At 33.4% G+C, this 20,330-nt stretch carries 17 protein-coding genes; 13 read left to right on the top strand and 4 right to left on the bottom strand.

All coding sequences use genetic code 11. The features are described from left to right. Nucleotides 1-165: 165 nt before the first annotated feature. The 8 genes from ahrC (at nucleotide 166) to KA909_RS03570 (ending at nucleotide 9,012) form a co-directional block, all read left to right on the top strand. A complete protein-coding gene (ahrC, locus tag KA909_RS03605; RefSeq protein WP_053029476.1) occupies nucleotides 166-618 on the top strand; it encodes a transcriptional regulator AhrC/ArgR in 453 nt (150 codons plus the stop codon). A gap of 15 nt (nucleotides 619-633) precedes the next feature. Continuing rightward, nucleotides 634-2,313: a DNA repair protein RecN gene (gene recN, locus KA909_RS03600; protein ID WP_193839299.1), complete on the top strand. Its 1,680-nt coding sequence runs from the start codon at nucleotides 634-636 to the stop codon at nucleotides 2,311-2,313. Between the two features lie 403 nt (nucleotides 2,314-2,716). Continuing rightward, a complete protein-coding gene (gene lpdA, locus KA909_RS03595) occupies nucleotides 2,717-4,141 on the top strand; it encodes a dihydrolipoyl dehydrogenase (protein WP_193839300.1) in 1,425 nt (474 codons plus the stop codon). 17 nt (nucleotides 4,142-4,158) lie between these two features. Next, nucleotides 4,159-5,160, top strand: a complete 1,002-nt coding sequence (locus KA909_RS03590) for a thiamine pyrophosphate-dependent dehydrogenase E1 component subunit alpha (protein WP_070854983.1) — start codon at nucleotides 4,159-4,161, stop codon at nucleotides 5,158-5,160. After that, entirely contained in the window at nucleotides 5,153-6,136 is a 984-nt protein-coding gene (locus tag KA909_RS03585) for an alpha-ketoacid dehydrogenase subunit beta (protein ID WP_193839301.1), read from the top strand. The genes KA909_RS03590 and KA909_RS03585 overlap by 8 nt, the downstream gene beginning before the upstream one ends. Nucleotides 6,137-6,148: 12 nt before the next feature. After that, nucleotides 6,149-7,483, top strand: a complete 1,335-nt coding sequence (locus tag KA909_RS03580; RefSeq protein ID WP_193839302.1) for a dihydrolipoamide acetyltransferase family protein — start codon at nucleotides 6,149-6,151, stop codon at nucleotides 7,481-7,483. A gap of 101 nt (nucleotides 7,484-7,584) precedes the next feature. Then, a complete protein-coding gene (gene brxB / locus KA909_RS03575) occupies nucleotides 7,585-8,022 on the top strand; it encodes a bacilliredoxin BrxB (protein WP_070854986.1) in 438 nt (145 codons plus the stop codon). Nucleotides 8,023-8,034: 12 nt separating this feature from the next. Continuing rightward, on the top strand, nucleotides 8,035-9,012 hold the full coding sequence (locus KA909_RS03570; RefSeq protein WP_193839303.1) for an aromatic acid exporter family protein: 978 nt from the start codon (nucleotides 8,035-8,037) through the stop codon (nucleotides 9,010-9,012). 63 nt (nucleotides 9,013-9,075) lie between these two features. Here the strand turns inward: KA909_RS03570 and prli42 are convergent, their stop codons facing one another. Beyond that, nucleotides 9,076-9,171, bottom strand: coding sequence for a stressosome-associated protein Prli42 (gene prli42 / locus KA909_RS03565; protein WP_154392014.1), 96 nt, complete (start codon nucleotides 9,169-9,171; stop codon nucleotides 9,076-9,078). A 157-nt stretch (nucleotides 9,172-9,328) separates the two neighbouring features. Between prli42 and KA909_RS03560 the strand changes: the two genes are divergently transcribed. From KA909_RS03560 to KA909_RS03545, 4 genes are all read left to right on the top strand, one after another. Further along, nucleotides 9,329-10,456: a M20/M25/M40 family metallo-hydrolase gene (locus tag KA909_RS03560; protein ID WP_210129964.1), complete on the top strand. Its 1,128-nt coding sequence runs from the start codon at nucleotides 9,329-9,331 to the stop codon at nucleotides 10,454-10,456. Between the two features lie 73 nt (nucleotides 10,457-10,529). Further along, nucleotides 10,530-11,936 (top strand): NADP-dependent phosphogluconate dehydrogenase, encoded by a 1,407-nt coding sequence (gndA, locus tag KA909_RS03555; RefSeq protein ID WP_193839305.1) that lies wholly within the window; start codon nucleotides 10,530-10,532, stop codon nucleotides 11,934-11,936. Between the two features lie 357 nt (nucleotides 11,937-12,293). Continuing rightward, nucleotides 12,294-13,289, top strand: coding sequence for a LacI family DNA-binding transcriptional regulator (locus tag KA909_RS03550; protein WP_193839969.1), 996 nt, complete (start codon nucleotides 12,294-12,296; stop codon nucleotides 13,287-13,289). Nucleotides 13,290-13,301: 12 nt separating this feature from the next. Beyond that, nucleotides 13,302-14,948: a glycoside hydrolase family 13 protein gene (locus KA909_RS03545; protein ID WP_193839306.1), complete on the top strand. Its 1,647-nt coding sequence runs from the start codon at nucleotides 13,302-13,304 to the stop codon at nucleotides 14,946-14,948. Between the two features lie 132 nt (nucleotides 14,949-15,080). Here the strand turns inward: KA909_RS03545 and KA909_RS03540 are convergent, their stop codons facing one another. Together KA909_RS03540 and zwf are read right to left on the bottom strand one after the other, a co-directional pair. Next, a complete protein-coding gene (locus KA909_RS03540; RefSeq protein WP_075109097.1) occupies nucleotides 15,081-15,944 on the bottom strand; it encodes an AraC family transcriptional regulator in 864 nt (287 codons plus the stop codon). A gap of 319 nt (nucleotides 15,945-16,263) precedes the next feature. Further along, a complete protein-coding gene (zwf, locus tag KA909_RS03535; protein ID WP_053029463.1) occupies nucleotides 16,264-17,748 on the bottom strand; it encodes a glucose-6-phosphate dehydrogenase in 1,485 nt (494 codons plus the stop codon). A 235-nt stretch (nucleotides 17,749-17,983) separates the two neighbouring features. Here zwf and rnz point away from each other — a divergent pair, with 235 nt between their 5' ends. Further along, nucleotides 17,984-18,904, top strand: a complete 921-nt coding sequence (rnz, locus tag KA909_RS03530; protein WP_210129963.1) for a ribonuclease Z — start codon at nucleotides 17,984-17,986, stop codon at nucleotides 18,902-18,904. A gap of 271 nt (nucleotides 18,905-19,175) precedes the next feature. On the opposite strand, the gene proC is transcribed toward rnz, so the two are convergent. Beyond that, nucleotides 19,176-19,991, bottom strand: a complete 816-nt coding sequence (proC, locus tag KA909_RS03525) for a pyrroline-5-carboxylate reductase (protein WP_107629496.1) — start codon at nucleotides 19,989-19,991, stop codon at nucleotides 19,176-19,178. Nucleotides 19,992-20,330 lie beyond the last annotated feature (339 nt).

The following is a 20,330-nucleotide window of genomic DNA, read 5'->3' as shown; positions in this document are numbered from 1 at the left end:
TACATTTTTTCAAACAAAATCATTCAATAATAGCGCTATGTCATTAATTTAAACAATTTACGATTATTGAGTTATCAGTTACTTATGCATAATAGCAATAGTAGTAGTGAAAATTATGTTGTGTTAAAATCATTGTATAATTATTCGAAACTAGGAGTGTTCATAATGGCAAAAAAATCAGTGAGACACATAAAAATAAGAGAAATTATCTCAAGCGAAAAGATAGAAACGCAAGACGAACTCGTCAAACGTCTAAATGAATACGACCTTAATGTGACTCAAGCAACCGTATCTCGTGATATTAAAGAATTACAATTAATCAAAGTACCCGCACCGACAGGTCAATATGTTTATAGCTTGCCGAATGATCGAAAATATCATCCACTTGAAAAATTGGGACGTTATCTTATGGACTCATTTGTTAACATTGAAGGAACTGGAAATTTACTAGTCTTAAAAACATTACCAGGTAACGCTCAATCAATAGGTGCTATACTAGACCAAATCGATTGGGACGAAGTGCTCGGTACTATTTGTGGAGATGACACTTGTCTTTTAATTTGTAAAGATGAAGAAGCAAGTAATACAATTAAAACTAGAATTTTCAATTTATTATAAGGATGCGATGAATTCATGTTACAAACCTTATCAATAAAACAATTTGCAATTATTGATGAATTAGAAATTCATTTTTCAGATGGCCTTACAGTACTGAGTGGTGAAACTGGTTCAGGTAAGTCAATCATCATAGATGCTATTGGCCAATTAATTGGGGTGCGTGCTTCATCAGACTATGTTAGACATGGTGAAAAAAAGGCAATTATTGAAGGTATCTTTGACATAGACGAAAGTAAAGATGTTATTCATATCCTTCAGGACCTAGATATAGATATTGATGAAGACTTTTTATTAGTAAAAAGAGAAATTTTTAGTACTGGTAAAAGTATTTGTAGATTAAACAATCAAATCGTAACACTTCAAGATTTACGTAAAGTCATGCAAGAGTTATTAGATATTCATGGTCAACATGAAACTCAAACACTTCTTAAACAAAAGTACCATTTAAAATTATTAGATGACTATGCAGAGGATAAATATTCAACTACAAAAGAACAATATCAAAACGTGTTTAACCAATATAAAAGTAAAACAAAGGAATTAGAAGATCTAGAGTCTGCAGATCAAGCGTTACTTCAACGTTTAGATTTAATGAAATTTCAATATGAAGAATTAGAAGAAGCTTCTCTAAAAGAAGGCGAAATTGAACAATTAGAAGTTGATATTCGTAGAATTCAAAATTCTGAGAAACTAAGCTTAGCGCTTAATAATGCCCATGTTACTTTAACCGATGAACACGCGATTACAGATAGACTTTATGAATTAAGTAATCATTTGCAATCCATTGATGAAATTCTGCCGGATAAATTTAGTAAACTTAAAGAGGATATCGACCAATTTTATTATACGCTTGAGGATGCCAAACACGAGATATATGATGAAATGTCGAACAACGAATTTGATGAACAAATGCTCAATGAATTAGAATCCCGAATGAATTTATTAAATAATCTCAAAAGAAAATATGGCAAAGATATCGATGAATTAATGACTTACAAAGACAAACTGCAAAATGAAATTGCTAAAATTGAAAATTATGAGGAAAGTACATCTCAATTACGTGAGGAAATTAATCGATTATATGAAGAAGTCATGTCTCAAGGTAAGTTATTATCTAAGGCGCGTCGTACTGTAGCACGCACATTAAGAGACCATATCGTTTCCGAAATTCAAAATTTACAAATGAAAGATGCTAATTTAGAAATTTCTTTCCAATTATTAGAAAAGCCAACGATTGATGGTATAGAATTCGTTGAGTTCCTAATAAGTCCAAATAAAGGAGAACCACTTAAGAGTTTAAATAAAATTGCCTCTGGTGGTGAGCTATCTCGTATTATGCTCGCTTTAAAAAGTATATTTGTACAATCACGAGGACAAACAGCAATTCTATTTGATGAGGTTGATTCGGGTGTGTCTGGTCAAGCTGCCCAAAAAATGGCTGAAAAAATGAGAGATATCGCAGAATATATCCAAGTCATTTGTATCTCTCACTTACCACAAGTCGCATCAATGAGTGATCATCATTTATTAATAAGCAAAGCTTCCAATGATGACCGTACAACAACTCAAGTTAAAGAATTAAAAGATGATGATAAAATTGATGAAATCGCACGCATGATTTCTGGTGCTAGTGTGACGGAATTAACTAGAGAAAATGCAAAAGAAATGATTAGCCAAAATCAAAGAAAAAAATAGGGTGCGGTACTGCAATTAAAGTTAATCGTTGTCCCACCCCAGCATGCTTAGCTTGTAGAATTTTTTGATAAAATTCTCTTTGCTTGGCAATGCATAGGTAAGAATGACTAGGTTTGAAAAAAAGCTTGATTTAAGCGCATTTTCAAACGAGTCGGCTACTGCTAAAATAATAAATTAGGCTGAGACTTATATTTTGTCCCAACCTCTTAGGTAATATATTAGTTTTATTACTATTAAATTTTGATGTAAAATGTATAATAAATCACTGATTTAAATAGATTAATTTTTATGAGCTATGCTCATTGCGTTATAAATGACATAAGACATTTAAAATCTATTTATATTGAGCATTGTTGCATCATACTATTGATAAATAAATTGTAAATGCGTTAGGAGTAAAAAAATGAGCGAAAAGCAATATGACTTAGTCGTTTTAGGTGGAGGAACCGCTGGATATGTGGCGGCCATACGAGCATCTCAACTGGGTAAAAAGGTAGCTATTGTAGAGAAATCATTATTAGGTGGAACTTGTTTACATAAAGGGTGTATCCCTACAAAAGCATTATTAAAATCTGCTGAAGTATTAAGAACGGTGAAAGAATCCGCTGACTTTGGGGTGAATATAGACCATTTTTCATTTGACTTAAAAACTATGATGGAACGTAAAGACACTATTGTTAGCCAAATGCATCATGGTATAGATAGTTTAATGCAAAAAAATCACATTGATGTTTTTAATGGTACTGGAAGAATAATGGGTACATCTATTTTTTCACCACAAAGTGGTACAATCTCAGTTGAATACGAAGATGGTGAATCTGATCTTTTACCTAATCAATATGTCTTAATTGCTACAGGATCATACCCAACACAATTACCATTTTTACCTTTCAATCATGAAACAGTATTATCTAGCAGTGACATGCTTGAACTCACTGATTTACCCTCAAAGATAGCAATCATAGGCGGTGGTGTGATTGGACTTGAATTCGCTTCTTTATTAATAGACTTAGGTGTAGAGGTTAGTGTAATTGAGGCTGGAGAACGAATTCTACCTGCTGAAAGTGCTCAAATTGCAAAATTTCTTAAAACCGCTCTTAGCGAAAGAGGCGTTGCATTTTATGAAAATTGTGCTTTAAGTGATGCATCAGTAACCGTTAACGCTAATTCCGTAACCATTCAAGTCAATGAGGAAAAAACATTAGAATTAGACAAAGTTTTAGTAGCAATTGGACGTACTCCTAACACCAATGATATTGGGTTAAATAATACTAAAATTCAAACAGATCAATTAGGCAACATTTTAGTTAATGAATGCTTACAAACAGAAGATAAACATATCTATGCTGCTGGTGATTGTATAGGCAAATTACAATTAGCTCATGTGTCTTCAAAAGAAGGCATTTTAGCTGTCGAACATATGTTTAATGGATCTAACTTACCTTTAAACTATAACAAAATGCCAAAATGTATATATACACATCCTGAAGTTGCTTCCATTGGTTATAATAAGGAGTCTGCCAAAGCGCAAAATATTAAATCTAAATCATTTAAAGTGGGATTTAATGCAATAGGTAAAGCTGTGATAGAGACTAATGCTAAGGATAAAGGCTTTTGCGAAATGGTTATTGATCAAGAAACAAATGAAATTATCGGTATTAGCATGATTGGACCACAGGTTACTGAATTAATCAATGAAGCGTCATTATTACAATTTATGAATGGCTCAGCAATTGAATTAGGTCTGACAACACATGCACATCCTTCAATATCTGAAGTATTAATGGAATTGGGATTGAAAGTAGAAAATAGAGCGATACATGTTTAATAGGAGGAATATTTAAAATGATTGATTATAAATCTGTCGGACTCTCAGAAGATGACCTCAAAGAAATCTATAAATGGATGGATTTAGGCAGAAAAGTAGATGAACGATTATGGTTACTAAACCGTGCGGGTAAAATTCCCTTTGTCGTAAGTGGACAAGGTCAGGAAGCCACTCAAATAGGAATGGCTTATGCTATGAAAGAAGGAGATATTTCATCTCCATATTATAGAGATTTAGCATTTGTAACTTATATGGGTATTTCTCCTTATGATACAATGCTAGCTTCATTCGGTAAAAAGGATGATATTAATTCTGGTGGCAAGCAGATGCCATCTCACTTCAGTCATCGTGAAAAAGGGATATTATCTCAAAGTTCTCCTGTTGCAACTCAAATACCGCATTCAGTAGGTGCTGCTTTAGCTTTGAAAATGGATAAAAAACCTAATATCGCTACAGCCACTGTAGGTGAAGGAAGTTCAAATCAAGGAGATTTTCACGAAGGGTTAAACTTTGCAGGTGTACACAAACTACCTTTTGTTTGCGTCATTATTAATAATAAATACGCGATATCAGTTCCAAATTCACTACAATATGCCGCCGAAAAACTTTCTGATAGAGCTTTAGGCTATGGTATCCACGGTGAAACTGTAGATGGTAACGATCCTATTGCTATGTATAAAGCAATGAAAGAAGCTAGAACACGTGCATTAAATGGTGAAGGTGCTACCTTAATTGAGGCCGTTACAAATCGTATGACACCACATTCATCAGATGATGATGATACATATCGTACTAAAGAAGAACGAGAAGCTTTAAAAACGTATGATTGCAATCTTAAATTTAAAGATTATTTACTCGAACAAGGTATCATCGATCAAGCATGGTTAGATCAGTTAGAGCAAGCACATAAAGAAATTATTACCAAAGCCACAAAAGACGCAGAACAAGCGCCATATCCATCTGTAGATGAAACATATCAATTTGTGTATGATCCAGAAGGAGGTATTGGCAATGAGTAAAATGACTTATATTGAAGCGATACAACAAGCACAAGATTTAGCCATGGAACAAGATAACAATGTATTTATACTTGGTGAAGATGTTGGGAAGAAAGGTGGCGTATTTGGCGCTACACGTGGTTTACAAGAAAAATACGGTGTTGAAAGAGTAATTGATACCCCGTTAGCCGAATCTAATATCGTTGGTACTGCTATTGGCGCTGCAATGATTGGCAAACGACCAATTGCAGAAATTCAATTTGCAGATTTTATCTTACCAGCAGTTAATCAAATTATAAGTGAAGCAGCAAAAATGCGTTATCGTTCAAATAATGACTGGCAATGCCCGATTACAATAAGAGCACCTTTTGGTGGTGGTGTTCATGGTGGTTTATACCATTCTCAAAGTATCGAAAGTATTTTCGCTTCTACACCTGGGCTTACAATCGTCATTCCTTCATCACCTTATGATGCTAAAGGGTTATTGTTATCTTCTATTGAATCTAATGATCCAGTACTATTTTTTGAACATAAAAAGGCCTATCGCTTCTTAAAAGAAGAAGTACCAGAAGAATATTATACTGTTCCTCTTGGAAAAGCTGATGTTAAACGAGAAGGCAACGATATTACAGTATTTACATATGGATTATGTGTAAATTATTGTATGCAAGCTGCTGATATTTTAGCCGCTGATGGTATCAGTGTAGAAATTGTTGATTTAAGAACAGTTTACCCTTTAGATAAAGAGACAATTATTGAACGCGCCAAAATCAATGGCAAGATTTTACTCGTAACTGAAGATAATCTTGAAGGTAGTATCATGTCAGAAGTTTCGGCAATTATTGCTGAAAACTGTTTATTTGAACTTGATGCACCGATTATGAGGTTAGCTGGACCAGATGTACCTTCAATGCCATTTTCTCCGAATTTAGAAAATGAAGTTATGATGAATCCTGATAAAATCTTAGAAAAAATGAGAGAACTTGCACAATTTTAAGGAGGCAAAATTATGGATGTTAAAATGCCTAAACTAGGCGAAAGTGTTCATGAAGGTACAATCGAGCAATGGCTTATTTCTGTAGGAGACTATGTAGACGAATATGAACCCTTATGTGAAGTCGTTACTGATAAAGTAACCGCTGAGGTACCTTCAACGGTTTCTGGTACTATTACTGAAATCTTAGTTTCTGAAGGAGAAACAGTTCAAATAGATCATGTTATATGTAAAATTGAATCTTCTGAGTCAAATCAATCAACGAACACGCATAATAATAAACAAGAAACAGATGATAATAAGAATGAAACAACTGTTAATACAAACAATATGGATGTCTTAACTGATAAAACGCCAAAATCAGACTCAAGTGTTCACACTGATCAGAACGTTCGTCAAAATGAACAATCAAATACAGAATCAGCACCGTCACCACTAAATAATGGTCGCTATTCTCCTGTCGTATTTAAAATTGCTTCTGAAAATAATGTTGATTTATCACGTGTGCGTGGCACAGGTTTCGAAGGAAGAGTAACTAAAAAAGATATTGAAGCTTATGTGCATTCTGAGAAACAAAATTCTAAACTTAATAACAAAACAGAGCCATCTTTTGAAAATCAAGTGGCCAGCACTGATTCAAATCATACGCAACCAGGTCAGTCTATTCCGGTAAAAGGCGTACGAAAAGCAATTGCCCAAAACATGGTAACAAGTGTTACTGAAATTCCACATGGATGGATGATGGTTGAAGTTGATGCAACTAACTTGGTTAAAACGAGAAACCATCATAAAAACACATTCAAAGAGAATGAAGGATATAATTTAACCTTCTTTGCATTCTTTGTAAAAGCTGTTGCAGAAGCGCTCAAATCAAACCCACTCTTAAATAGTAGTTGGGACGGTGAGGAAATTATCATTCATAAAGACATTAATATTTCGATTGCAGTTGCAGATGAAGATAAATTATATGTTCCAGTTATCAAACATGCTGATGAAAAATCTATTAAAGGCATTGCTAGAGAAATCAATGAATTAGCACGAAAAGCTAGAAATAAACAATTAACTCAAGAGGACATGTCAGGTGGAACGTTTACGGTTAATAACACTGGTACATTCGGTTCTGTTTCGTCAATGGGTATTATTAACCATCCACAAGCTGCAATATTACAAGTAGAATCAATTGTAAAAAAACCTGTCGTGATTGATGACATGATAGCAATTAGAAGCATGGTTAATTTATGTATTTCGATTGATCACCGTATATTAGATGGTGTCCAAACAGGTCGCTTCATGTCGCAAGTAAAACAACGAATTGAGCAATTTACAGTTGAAAATACAAGTATTTATTAGTATGTAATAAGATGGCATAGCCTTGGACAACCTATTTGAACTCTATCGTTTAAATTAGTAGAATAACATTGAATAAATAAAAGATTGAAAGGTGATTCAAAATGGATTTAAATTTTGATTTATATATGAATGGTGTGGTTGAACAAGCTCGTAACGAAATTGAAAGTGCAGGATACGAGCAATTAACATCAGCAGAAGACGTTGATAAAGTATTACAACAAAATGGTACATCATTAGTAATGGTTAATTCTGTATGTGGGTGTGCAGGTGGAATTGCGCGTCCAGCAGCATCACATGCATTACATTATGATAAGTTACCAGATCGATTAGTTACTGTATTTGCTGGTCAAGATAAAGAAGCTACGCAACAGGCTAGAGATTACTTTGAAGGATATGCACCTTCAAGCCCATCTTTTGCTCTAATTAAAGATGGTAAAATTACCGAAATGATCGAACGTCATCAAATAGAAGGCCATGATGTAATGGATGTTATTAATCAATTACAAAGCCTATTTGATAAGTATTGCGACGAAAGATAAGAGGATTTACCGATGCTAAAGTTAAATCCGTATAAGATTGGATTTAGAACACTTAAAACTGCGGTAGGTATAACGCTAGGTGTCATTTTAGCCAAATGGATAGGACTTGATAATTATGCATCAAGTGCTATCCTCATTGTATTGTGTATCAAACATACAAAAGTTCATTCAGTACAAGCTATCGTATCACGATTTGTATCTTGTATTTTAATTCTACTATTCGGTTCACTTGTATTTAGCCTACTAGGTCAGAGTGCACTTGTTCTAGGATTAATTGTTTTATTATTTATTCCTATAACTGTCATGCTTAAGGTTCAAGAGGGTGTTGTAACGAGTTGCGTCATATTACTACATGTTTTTAATGCAACAACGATTAATTTACATTTAATTATCAACGAACTACTCTTATTAACTATTGGGCTAGGAATTGCATTCATCATGAATTTAATTATGCCGAGTTTGGATAAAACACTCGTTTCTTTCAAGAAAGAAATTGAAAAAGGATTCAAAGACATATTTATGGCATATAGTGAAGCGTGCTCGAATTATAGTAATGATTTGTCTTTATCTTTCGAGAAACTTCAGTTGGATATTCGTAAAGCGAAATCTATTGCATTTAGAGATGTTAAAAATCATTTTATTCGAAATGAAAACTCTTATTATCACTACTTTGATATGAGACAAGAACAACTTGAATTACTTCGTAGAATTAAACCTTTATTAAATCAAGTTACTGTCGACGATCCTCTATTGGCAGATGTATCACATTTAATGACAGAAATTGGTAATAATGTAAATAGTAACGACTATACTGCACTTCGTTTACATTCATTATATGAAATCCGTTTGTCATTAGATGAATTACCACTTCCTAAATCTCATCAATCTTTAAAATCACGTTCAAGTATGATGCAAATATTAAATGAGTTAGAAGAGTATCTAAATATTAAATCTCAGTTTGGTTCATTAAGATTGCATAATGAATTATAATAAGTTATTAAATAGAAAAGAGGCTAAGACGAGATGTTCGTCTTAGCCTCTTTTCTATAAATATTAATGCATCAATGGCACTAAACTTGTGAGTAGTAATGCTGCTATAATAGCGACTAACATTACAATAATTATAATTCTTAGTACTTTATTATTCACTATTTGACGCTCCTTATTAAAGTACTTAGTAACATGTACTTTACCAAATATATAAATTAACCATAAATGATTTTAATACAAATGGCAATCAATTTATTTTTGATATTGTAGAAAGTTAGTTAAAATAGAAATCAAATAAGAAAGGGGTTTTATCACAATGATAAACAGTCAACGATTACTTGAAACATTTCTAGAATTAGTGAAAATAAATTCTGAAACAGGTCATGAGGAAGTCATCCAACCCATTCTAAAAAAGAAATTTGAAGCATTAGGTTTACATGTTGCTGAAGACAGAGCTTCAGAAAAGTCATGGTTAGGTGCTAATAATCTTATATGTACATTGCCCGCAACAAGTGATAACCAAGATGTAGCTAAAATTTATTTCACTAGCCATATGGATACCGTAGTGCCAGGGTTAAATATTCAACCTCAAATTAATGATGATGGCTATATATACTCAGATGGAACAACCATCTTAGGTGCGGATGACAAAGCAGGATTAGCAGCAATTATTGAGACAATACAGTATCTTAATGACAATAAAATACCACATGGTCAAATTCAATTCATAATTACTGTTGGTGAAGAGTCAGGTCTTAAAGGTGCGAAAGAATTAGATAAATCACTCATAGACGCTGAATTTGGTTATGCTGTCGATGCTAGTCAACCTGTTGGTACAACAGTCGTACGTGCACCAACTCAAATGGTCATCAATTCGACTATTTTAGGTAAAACTGCTCATGCTAGTACGCCTTCAGAAGGGATTAGTGCAATTAATATTGCCGCAAAAGCAATAAGTCGTATGAAACTAGGTCAAATTGATCAATATACAACTGCAAATATAGGTAAATTTCACGGTGGTTCTGCAACTAATATTGTTGCAGATGAAGTCATGCTAGAAGCTGAAGCACGTTCTCATAATGAACAAAGTATTGAGCAACAAGTAGCACATATGAAAGAAATATTTGAGTCAACTGCGCAAGAATTTGGTGGAGAAGCCAAAGTAATGATTGAGAAAAGCTATCCTGGCTTTAAATTAAATGATGAAGATAAAGTTACGCAATATGCTATAAATAGTGCGAAAGAATTAGGATTAGCTGGTGATACTGTTATTGCTGGAGGTGGCTCAGATGGTAGTATTATTAATACATTTGGAATCCCTACAGTCATTTTAGGTGTGGGCTATGAACACATTCACACTACATCAGAACGCATTTCAATTAAGTCTCTCAACGACTTAGCAACACAAATTGTCAAAATTATTGAATTAGTAGCTAAATCGTAATTTAGTTTAGTGAAGTACATTCTAGTTTTATGATACAATACTATTGAAAAATTGAATGAGAGAGGTAAGTAATATGACTCAACAAATAGGTGTAGTAGGTTTAGCTGTAATGGGAAAAAACCTGGCTTGGAATATCGAATCACGTGGTTATAGTGTATCTGTATTCAACCGTTCAAGTGAAAAAACAGATGAGATGGTGAATGAATCTAAAGGTAAACAAATCCACCCAACATATTCTTTGGAAGAATTTGTGAATTCATTAGAAAAACCACGTAAAATTTTATTAATGGTCAAAGCTGGTCCTGCAACAGATGCAACAATTGACAGTTTACTGCCATTATTAGATGATGATGACATTTTAATTGATGGTGGTAACACTAATTATCAAGATACAATCCGTCGAAATAAAGCCTTAGCTGAAAGTGGTATTAACTTTATCGGTATGGGCGTATCTGGTGGTGAAGTAGGTGCCCTTACTGGCCCTTCATTAATGCCAGGCGGTCAAGAAGCAGCTTACAATAAAGTAAGTGATATATTAGATGCTATAGCTGCAAAAGCTAAAGATGGTGCATCATGTGTAGAATATATAGGACCAAATGGCGCAGGTCACTATGTTAAAATGGTTCACAATGGTATTGAATATGCAGATATGCAACTTATCGCAGAAAGTTATGCAATGATGAAAGATTTATTAGGCATGTCACATGAAGACATCTCTAGAACGTTTAAAGAATGGAATGCCGGTGAGTTAGAAAGTTATTTAATTGAAATCACAGGTGATATCTTTACTAAATTAGACGATGACAATGAAGCACTTGTTGAAAAAATCTTAGATACTGCAGGTCAAAAAGGTACAGGTAAATGGACTTCTATCAATGCTTTAGAATTAGGTATTCCTTTAACAATTATTACTGAATCTGTATTTGCACGTTTCATTTCATCAATTAAACAAGAACGTGTGAATGCATCTAAAGAATTAAATGGCCCTAAAGCAGAATTTACTGGTGATAAAGAAGCGTTCTTAGAAAAAATCCGTAAAGCTTTATATATGAGTAAAATTTGTTCATACGCACAAGGATTTGCGCAAATGCGTAAAGCTAGCGAAGAAAATGAATGGAATTTAAAATTGGGCGATTTAGCAATGATATGGCGTGAGGGTTGTATTATTCGTGCTCAATTCTTACAAAAAATTAAAGACGCTTATGATAATAACTCAGAATTACAAAACCTTTTATTAGATCCTTATTTCAAAGGTATTGTCACAGAATATCAAGATGCGTTGAGAGACGTAGTGGCAACAGGTGTGCGTAACGGTGTACCAACACCCGGCTTCTCTGCCAGCGTAAACTACTATGATAGTTATCGTTCTGAAGATTTACCAGCAAACTTAATTCAAGCGCAACGTGACTATTTCGGTGCACATACGTATGAACGTAAAGATAAAGAAGGTATCTTCCATACACAATGGGTTGAGGAATAATCACTAATGCTTTAGAGAAGCGCCTAAGACATATATAATATAATGATGCTATTTTGCAAAATCATAGTAGCTGACTGTATTAACAATGAACTTGTAACACGCTTCTTTCAAACCAACTCGAGGCTCTTGAAAATAGCATTTCATCAAGATATGCGACAAGCTAAGCAAGCTAGGAGTGAGACAGAAATAAATTTTGAAACAATACTATTTCTGTTTCACTCCCTTCTTTTTTGCATTTAGTGCAAACGATTGCACAAAATGATTGACTTCCTATAAGCAATTCTATACGATAAAAATATAGATGAATATGAAAGCGTTTACTATAAAATCTTAGTGAGGTGATATGCGACGGTTACAATTAAAGACGTTGCAAAAGAGGCTAATGTAGCTACATCTACAGTATCAAGAGTCATACAAAACAATCCGAAAATTAGTGATTCGACTACTATTAAAGTCAAAGCAGCTATGGCCAAATTAGGTTATATTCCTAATCAAGCGGCGAGAACATTAATAACAAATAAAACATTGACCATTGGATTAATACAAAAAAGTTCTGCGCCTGAAATACGTCAAAATCCCTTTAATAGCGATGTTCTCAACGGTATCAATCAGGCATGTAATCGAAGAGGCTATTCAACTAGAATGACTGTATCAGAGAAAAGCGCTGACCTATACGAAGAAGTAAAGACAATGATTCAATCTAAAAGTGTAGATGGCTTTATTCTTTTGTATTCTTTGCAAGATGATCCTGTAGAACGACTACTTCATGAGTTTAATGTGCCTTATCTGATTATTGGGAAATCTTTAAACTATGATCAAGTTATACACATCGATAATGATAATGTCGATGCAGCTTTTGAATTAGCAAAGTATTTGTATCAATTAGGTCATCGGTCAATGTTATTTTTACAAGAATCTGGACATTATGCAGTTACAGAAGATCGTACAGAAGGATTTAAACAATACTGTAACGACGTTAACATTCCTATTAACTACGCCGTAATAGCGTCTATCAAAGATTTGCGTGATTGTATAAAACACTATTGTATTGATGTTCGTCATAAGCCTACAGTGATTATAACGTCTGATGCTATGTTGAATATGCAATTATTAAATGTGTTGTATGAATATCAAATCCACATACCAAATGATATACAAACTGCTACATTTAATACATCTTTTCTCACTGAAAACGCAACGCCATCACAAACAAGTGTAAATATTAACCCAGATATACTTGGCCTAACAGCAGGTAATACAATCATTGATGTATTAGGAAATAAAGCTATTTCTTTTACTGCAAAAATGATTTCAACTCAAATAGTAGAAAGGGTATCAACTACAAAACGATAAAGGAGCATACTTATGACAAAAAATTGGTGGAAAGAAGCAGTAGCGTATCAAGTTTATCCAAGAAGTTTTAATGATAGTAATAATGATGGTATTGGTGATTTACCAGGTGTAATCGAAAAATTAGACTATCTCAAAGACTTAGGCATAGATGTTATTTGGCTAAGTCCAATGTATAAATCGCCTAACGATGATAATGGTTATGACATCAGTGATTATCAAGATATTATGGATGAATTTGGTACAATGGAAGATTTTGACCGTCTATTAAAAGGGGTACATGACCGTGGTATGAAACTCATATTAGATTTAGTCGTTAACCATACATCTGATGAGCATCCATGGTTTATTGAATCTAAATCTAGTAAAGATAATCCAAAAAGAGACTGGTACATTTGGGCAGACCCTAAAGAGGATGGTTCTGAACCTAATAATTGGGAGAGTATCTTTAATGGGTCAACTTGGCAGTTTGATGAGACAACGAACCAATATTACTTCCACTTATTTAGTAAAAAACAACCAGACTTAAATTGGGATAACCCAGATGTTCGTGAAGCAGTATTTAACATGATGAACTGGTGGTTTGAAAAAGGTATTGACGGCTTCCGTGTCGATGCTATAACCCATATTAAGAAAACATTTGAAGCTGGCGACTTACCTGTACCAGAAGGAAAGACATATGCTCCAGCCTTTGATGTAGATATGAATCAACCAGGTATTCAGAATTGGTTGCAAGAAATGAAAGATGCGTCTCTTAGTAAATATGACATTATGACTGTTGGAGAAGCTAATGGTGTTAATCCAGATAATGCAGAAGATTGGGTAGGAGAAGATAAAGGGAAATTCAATATGATTTTCCAATTTGAACATTTAGGTTTGTGGAGTACTGGTGATTCTCAATTTGATGTTAAATCATATAAAACGGTTTTAAATCGTTGGCAAAAGAGACTAGAAGGAATTGGTTGGAATGCACTCTTCATAGAAAACCATGATCAACCTCGACGTGTGTCTACTTGGGGGAACGATAAAGATTACTGGTTTGAATCCGCTACAAGTCATGCAGTTGTCTATTTCTTACAACAAGGTACACCGTTTATCTATCAAGGACAAGAAATCGGTATGACTAATTATCCTTTCGAAAGTATTGAAACATTTAATGATGTTGCTGTTAGAAATGAATATCAAATTGTCAAAGCGCAAGGTGGAGATGTTGATCAATTACTAGATAAGTATAAAATGGAAAATCGAGATAACTCACGTACACCTATGCAATGGGATGATAGTCCAAATGGTGGATTCACGGAAGGTGAACCTTGGTTCCCAGTTAACCCGAATTATAAAAAAATCAATGTTGCTCAGCAATTAGAAGATGCAGACTCTGTACTTAATTTCTACAAACAATTAATACAATTAAAAAAATCTCATGATATCTATACGTATGGCCAATTTGATTTGATTGATGCTGATAATGAAAATGTATTTGCATATAAAAGACAATTAGATGGCAAAACTGTAGTAGTTGCAGGTAATTTAACTGATAAACAAAGTTCATTAACATTACCTTTTGCTATCGATGACGAAGCAATCAAACTACACAATTACACAAGTCAATTAGACGTAGCATCACTCAAACCATTTGAAGCATTTGTCGCCGAAATTTAATTTATTAAAGACGAGGAAAAGACAATAATAGTATACTGTCTTTTCCTCGTCTTTTTAATTAGACTATATTCCTTGTTATTTAAGAAATGTAAGTAGATAAAAAGTACTCATTAATACTTATCATCGCATGACTTACATGTCATAATTTTCTTGTTCAATAGGCAACCATAATTGAATTTTAGTGAATGGGTCCTCAAATGAGATATCAAAAGGATAAATCTCTACATATAAGCTATCTCTTTCATATGGTAAAGTGAGTTGTAGACTGGATTCAATATAATACCAAGCTTCATTTACAGCATAATCGATTTCGCCTTGTAGATTAAATTTTGCATAATGTCTACCAGGCAATACTCTACTTTCTAAATGAGAAGGGTATCTATCACTTGGAACACCTATGAATAATTCTAAACCACGATCTAATGGGCAAGTAATTACAAATAACTCATATGGACTTATATTATTATACCTTTTCAAATCTTTAATTTTACCATCAAGAATTAAATCTTCTAAAAAATCGGGAACTTTATAAGGATTAGATAAATCGTTTGCTTCAATATAACGTACGTAACCTACTAATGCTATATCTTCTGTAGTATCTAGTCTATATGGATAAGGCGCTCGTTCAGTCGTTGTTAACTTTATATATAAACGTTCTTGTAATTTTAATTCATCTTTTTTGGTAGATGCTTGAATTGGTGAAATGCCATGGAAATCACTAAAGTCATTCGCAAAATCATTAGAACTATTGTAGTTATACTTTTTTGCGACATCTACTAACCTTGAAGAACTTTGAACCATTTCTTTAGCAGCTGCAGTCATTTTTCTTGCATGCGCATAGTGTTCAGGTGATTGTCCAACAATCATTTTAAATGATTGATCAAGATGGTAAGGAGAAAGACCAACGTAATCACTCAAATCTTGCAAATTAAACGGCTCTAACAAACGATCTTCGATAAATACAATTGCCTGTTGTATCTGCTTGATAACGTCCAAAACTCTCACTCCAATAAATATACAATCATTAACTTTTATTTTACCTTATTTTTTGAAAATATACATCTTAACATGTGCTATATAAAAAATTTTTTAAGAAGAATAGAAAAGGGGAGTGGACAGAATTCTATATAAATTCATTCATCCACTCCCAACTTGCTTATTAAATAAATATCTTTATGCTGAAACTCTCGCGCACAGTTGCTAAGAACTGAGATAAAGCCTAGTTTAAGTACATTCTCAACTCTGTGTACTTGCTCAGAAATCTCAAAATATTATCTTTGCTCCAGATGCAAAGTCATAGTTATAAATTGATGATTTATTGAATATCATCCCACCAGTGATTACCGTCTCTACTTAACAATAAATCACTTTCTAGTGGGCCATTTGTACCAGACGCATAGTTAGGGAAATTAGGTTCATTCATTGTCCATTCATCTTGAATAACATCCACAAATTTCCAAGTTGATTTTAATTCTTCCCAATGTGTAAAGTTTGTTGCATCACCTTTTAAACAGTCAAAAAGTAAATTTTCATAGGCGTCTACTGTGTTCATTTTATCTTGAGCACTCATAGCATAAGATAGTTGTACAGGTTCAGTATCAATACCTTGAATATTCTTTTTCGCGTTTAAATGTAAAGATATACCTTCATTAGGTTGAATATTGATAACTAATAAGTTCGAGTCTAATAATTTATCTGTTTGATAATACAGGTTCATTGGCACTTCTTTAAATTCAACCACAACTTGTATCGATTTCGACTTCATACGTTTACCAGTTCTAATATAGAATGGTACGCCTGCCCAACGGAAATTATCAATAGTTAATCGGCCTGAAACAAATGTAGGTGTGTTTGAATCTTCAGCAACACGATCTTCATCTCGATAAGCGATCACTTTTTGACCATCAATAAAGCCTTCATCGTATTGACCGCGTACGAAATTTTGTTTTACTTCTTGTGGGTCCAGTTGTCTAAGTGACTTCAATACTTTAACTTTTTCAGCACGAATATCTTCACTGTTCAAACTAATCGGCGCTTCCATCGCAAGAAGTGCAACCATTTGTAACATATGGTTTTGAACCATATCTTTCAATGCACCACTAGATTCATAATAACCTCCACGATCCTCAACTCCGAGCACCTCTGAAGACGTTACTTGTATATTTGAAATATATTTGTTGTTCCATAACGGTTCAAACATCGCGTTTGAAAAACGTAAAACTTCAATGTTTTGCACCATATCTTTACCTAAGTAATGGTCTATTCTATAAATTTCTTCTTCTTTAAATGATCGTCTTAATTGATTATTTAATTGCTCAGCTGATTTCAAATCACTGCCAAATGGTTTTTCTATGACTAATCGTTTAAATCCATTTGTATCAGTTAAACCTGATGATTTTAAGTAATCTGAAATAATACCGAAGAATTGAGGTGCCATTGCTAAGTAAAATAAGCGATTACCTTTTAATTGATATTTTGAATCTAATTCATTAGAGAAGTTCAATAATGAATTGTAGCTTTGTTCATCACTTACGTCATGTTTAAAATAATATACGTGTTCCATAAACGCATCGATCTGTGATGTATCTTTAACATGCTTTTGAATAGAACTTTTAACTTGTTCACGAAATACTTCATTCGTGTAATCTCTACGTCCAATTCCTATGATAGCGATATGTTCGTCTAAATTATCTTGTTGAAATAAGTGAAATAATGATGGAAATAGCTTTCTATGACTTAAATCTCCGGTTGCACCGAAAATAGTAATTAAACAAGGAATATGTTTAGAATGTTTACTCAAGTTCAAAACCTCAATTCTTTTAATACTATGATTGTATTATTATAAAATATATTTGCACCGCTTCAAACTTATTTGCCTAATTTTAATGTTTCTACAAAGGCACTTGAATTATGGAATGATGCACAATTTAATATCATTATAACTCAAAATGAAACACATGCATTTATTTTATGACTTTTTATAGCAAAATAAATCACATATGATAAAATATAATGAAAGAAAAGGAGGCATATGCATGGAAGTTACATTCTTCGGAACAAGTGCGGGGTTACCTACTAAAGAGAGAAATACGCAAGCGATTGCTTTAAACCTTGAACCTTTTTCGAATAGTATATGGCTATTTGATGTCGGAGAGGGCACACAACATCAAATTTTACATCATTCAATTAAACTTGGAAAAGTTGACCACATTTTTATAACGCATATGCACGGAGATCACATTTTCGGATTACCTGGTTTATTAACGAGTCGTTCTTTTCAAGGTGGGGAAGATAAACCATTGACAGTTATTGGCCCTAAAGGATTGCAACAATACATTGAGACTTCTTTAAGATTATCCGAATCTCATCTAAATTATCCAATCACATATATTGAAATTGATAATCAGTTTACATATCATCATAAAGGCTTTACAGTTAGTGCCAAATTATTAAATCATGGTATTCCTTCTTATGGTTATCGCATTGAATCTCCAACAACGCCAGGGACTATTGATGTCGAAGCACTCAAATCAATAGGTTTATATCCTGGGCCTAAGTACCAAGAAGTAAAGGCTTATGATAATTTTGAACATGAAGGCCAAATTTATAATTCTGAAGATTTCAAAGGACCAGCTAAACCTGGACCAATCATCTCTATCTTTGGAGATACGAAACCTTGTCAATCAGAGTTAAGCATAGCAAGAGATTCTGATGTAATGATTCATGAGGCTACTTATATTGAAGGCGAAAAAACATTAGCCAATAACTATCACCATAGTCATATTGATGATGTTTTTTGTTTGATAAAGCAAGCTAATGTTAAGAAAAGTTTAATTACGCATTTGAGTAATCGTTATAATTATGATGAGATAGATACTATTAGACATCAATTAAAAGCTAAGGAAAATGTTCCTCACTTTGAATTTGTTAAGGATTTTGATACTTTCAAAATTTAAAACAATATATTTTTTAAATACTAGTGGCAATTTTATTTCGTAGAGAGGGAGTGGGACTGAATTCTTTTTAAATTCATCGTCTCACTCCCAACTTGCTTTGCTTGTAGAATTTCTTAGTGAAATTCTCTTTGTTGGGGCCCCGCCCGCAGGGATGACTTGAACTGAGAAAAGCTTGATTTAAGCGTCTTCTCAGTTCAGTCAGCTACTGCGAATTTGCAAAATAGCTTCATTATATTAATTATATCCCAGCCTATTTTCTCTATATATTAATTTAATTATCTTCATTTTTTGATAATTCAACACTACGTTGAACTGCTGCATTTAAACAATCTTTAAATATTGCCTCAATATCATGTTGTGCTAGGGCATTTAAACCTGCCTGTGTCGTTCCACCTTTAGAGGTAATATTTTTGCGCAATTGTTCCATACTTAAATCTGATCTTTCAATCATTTTACTTGTACCGATAATTAAATTTTTAATTGATTCTTCAACTTGATCCTTTCCAAGCCCTAAATCTGTTCCTGCTTTAACATACTGTTCAAAAACATGATATAAAAAGGCTGGACCACTTCCTGTAATGGCTGTTACTTGGTGTAAATGGTCTTCGTTCACTTCAATTACCGAACCAAACGCATTAACTAAATCAATAACTTCTTCTTTTGATTTTGGTCCGAAATTTCCAGAAAAACTAATACCTGTCACTGAATGACCCACTTGGGCATTCGTATTAGGCATGATTCGAGCGATTGGATTTTCAACTTGTAATTGTTCTTGGATATAGTTAATAGGTAAACCAGCCATGATAGAAATAAACCGATTGTTTTCATTAATAAACGGTTGAATACGTTGAGCTACTTTTTCGAAATCATAAGGTTTAGATCCTAAAAATACATAATCGGCATCTTGGAGTAACTTTTCATCGTCATAACTATATTCAACACCTAATTCTTCAGCGAAATTTTTCAAAGCTTCCTCATTAGATTTATTCGTTAAGTAGATATCATGTGACTTTAATTTTTTAGAATTAATAATTCCTTTGAAAATTGCTTGTGCCATATTACCTGCACCATAAAAAACTAATTTCATTGACAACATCATCCTCACTCTTTAATTTATAAACCCATAGTAACATATAAGTGGCACTTCTTTTTATAAAAGTTAGTGCCACTATACGCATATGCTTTAGCTTAGGTGAACCTTTGGGTGATTTTTTACAATTCGTTGTCCCCTCCCAGCTTGCTTTGCTTGTGGAATTTCTTAATGAAATTCTCTCTGCTGGGGCCCCGCCCGCAAGGATGACTAGAACTGAGAAAAGCTTGATTTAAGCGCCTTTTCAGTTCAGTCAGCTACTGCGAATTTCAAAATAGTATCATCATATCATTTATAATTTCATTTTTTACGCATAAGCTTTAGCTTAGGTGATCC

Source organism: Staphylococcus sp. GDX8P54P (assembly GCF_017893165.1).
Lineage (GTDB): Bacteria > Bacillota > Bacilli > Staphylococcales > Staphylococcaceae > Staphylococcus > Staphylococcus borealis.
The sequence above is the reverse complement of the archived record's forward strand: the minus strand, read 5'-3'. Positions and strand labels throughout refer to the sequence as shown.

Excerpts from the sequence above, each read along its gene's own strand:
- ahrC (WP_053029476.1), top strand. The coding sequence starts at position 166 with ATGGCAAAAAAATCAGTGAGACACATAAAAATAAGAGAAATTATCTCA.
- recN (WP_193839299.1), top strand. The coding sequence starts at position 634 with ATGTTACAAACCTTATCAATAAAACAATTTGCAATTATTGATGAATTA.
- lpdA (WP_193839300.1), top strand. The coding sequence starts at position 2,717 with ATGAGCGAAAAGCAATATGACTTAGTCGTTTTAGGTGGAGGAACCGCT.
- KA909_RS03590 (WP_070854983.1), top strand. The coding sequence starts at position 4,159 with ATGATTGATTATAAATCTGTCGGACTCTCAGAAGATGACCTCAAAGAA.
- KA909_RS03585 (WP_193839301.1), top strand. The coding sequence starts at position 5,153 with ATGAGTAAAATGACTTATATTGAAGCGATACAACAAGCACAAGATTTA.
- KA909_RS03580 (WP_193839302.1), top strand. The coding sequence starts at position 6,149 with ATGGATGTTAAAATGCCTAAACTAGGCGAAAGTGTTCATGAAGGTACA.
- brxB (WP_070854986.1), top strand. The coding sequence starts at position 7,585 with ATGGATTTAAATTTTGATTTATATATGAATGGTGTGGTTGAACAAGCT.
- KA909_RS03570 (WP_193839303.1), top strand. The coding sequence starts at position 8,035 with ATGCTAAAGTTAAATCCGTATAAGATTGGATTTAGAACACTTAAAACT.
- KA909_RS03560 (WP_210129964.1), top strand. The coding sequence starts at position 9,329 with ATGATAAACAGTCAACGATTACTTGAAACATTTCTAGAATTAGTGAAA.
- gndA (WP_193839305.1), top strand. The coding sequence starts at position 10,530 with ATGACTCAACAAATAGGTGTAGTAGGTTTAGCTGTAATGGGAAAAAAC.
- KA909_RS03545 (WP_193839306.1), top strand. The coding sequence starts at position 13,302 with ATGACAAAAAATTGGTGGAAAGAAGCAGTAGCGTATCAAGTTTATCCA.
- rnz (WP_210129963.1), top strand. The coding sequence starts at position 17,984 with ATGGAAGTTACATTCTTCGGAACAAGTGCGGGGTTACCTACTAAAGAG.
- proC (WP_107629496.1), bottom strand. The coding sequence starts at position 19,991 with ATGAAATTAGTTTTTTATGGTGCAGGTAATATGGCACAAGCAATTTTC.